Genomic DNA, 1553 nt, shown 5'->3' on the forward strand with positions numbered 1-1553 from the left:
TAGCGCGCCAGCCGGTCCGACTTCTCGTCCAGCTCGCGATAGCTCAGCTGCTGCGATCCGCTGACCAGCGCGATCGCCTCCGGTGTCCGCTGCGCTTGCGCGGCGAATTGCAGCGGCAGCAGCTCGTGCCGCTGCAGCGTACCGACGCTGCCGGCACCGGCGGCAATCAGCGCGCGGCTTGCCGCGGCGTCCAGCCATTCCAGCTCGTCCAGGCGCCGCTGCGGCTGCTGTGCAACCTGCGCCAGCAGCTGGCTGAAGCCCTGCGCCATGCGCGCAATGGTTTCCGCACGAAACAGGCTTTGTGCATAAATCCAGCTCAGGCGCAGGCCCTGCGCCGATTCGGCCACGACCAGCTGCAGGTCGAATTTCAGCTGTTCGTAGCGCGCCGTCATCGGCACCAGGCTCAGTCCTGGCAGTTCCAGTGCGCTCTGCGCATTGTTCTGCAGGGTCAGCATCACCTGGACCAGCGGCGTATGACTCAGGCTGCGTACGGGCTTGAGTTCGTCCACCAGCATTTCGAACGGAATTTCCTGGTGTTCGTAGGCCGCCAGCGCCGCCGCCTTGGCCTGGGCCAGCACCGCGTCGAAACTTGGCGCGCCGGACAGGTCGGTGCGCAGCACCAGGGTGTTGATGAAGAAACCGATCAGCGGCTCCACATCCGGATGCAGGCGGCCCGCAATCGGCGTGCCGATGACGATGTCGGTCTCGCCGCTCCAGCGCGACAGCAGCACGGCAAAGGCCGCCTGCAGCAGCATGAACAGGCTGGCGCCCTGGCGCCGCGCCAGCGCCGTGACGGCCGCCAGTGTTGGCGCATCGAGTTCCACATCGATACGCCCGCCGTCGAAGCATTGCTGCGCCGGGCGCGGCAGATCCAGCGGCAAGCCATGCAGCACCGGCAGACCAGCCAGCTGGGTGCGCCAGTAATCCAGGTGCTGCTGCAGCCGGGCGCCCTGCAGGCGCTCGCGCTGCCAGGCGGCGTAGTCGGCGTACTGCACCGGCAGGGCCGGCAGCTGCGCGGCCTGGCCGCTGACCAGGCCGGCGTAGAGCGCGACGAATTCCTGCACCAGCACGCCCAGCGACCAGCCGTCGGAGGCGATATGGTGCATGGTAAACAACAGTGCATTGTCGCTTTCGCCCAATTGCAGCAGACGACAGCGCAGCATGGGGTCGCTGGCCAGATCAAACGGGCGCAAGGCCTCGTCGCGGGCGCGCTGCTGCAGCTGCTGCTCGCGCAGGCCCGCATCCAGCTGACGCAGATCCTCGCGCGCAATCGCCACCGGCGCAGCCGCCTGTATGCGCTGCAGCGCCACGCCGTCCACTTCCGCATATACGGTACGCAGCACTTCATGCCGCGCGACCAGCGCATCCAGCGCCTGCTGCAGGGCGGCCTGGTCCAGCTTGCCCTGCAGACGCAGGGCAATGGGCAGGTTGTATTGCGCGCTGCCGCCTTCGAGGCGATCGATGAACCACAGGCGCTGCTGCGCAAACGACAGCGCCAGCGGACCGTCGCGGCCGATGGTCGCGATGGGGGCGTAGCCAGCGCGCGCCTGCGC

General features: G+C 68.1%; 1 protein-coding gene. It reads right to left on the reverse strand.

Annotated features, from left to right (window positions below; all coding sequences use genetic code 11):
* On the reverse strand, positions 1–1553 hold a 1553-nt coding region (locus DFR29_RS28790; protein ID WP_243746215.1), incomplete at both ends, for a condensation domain-containing protein.

The sequence above is a fragment of the Tahibacter aquaticus genome (genome assembly GCF_004363655.1).
Classification (GTDB): domain Bacteria; phylum Pseudomonadota; class Gammaproteobacteria; order Xanthomonadales; family Rhodanobacteraceae; genus Tahibacter; species Tahibacter aquaticus.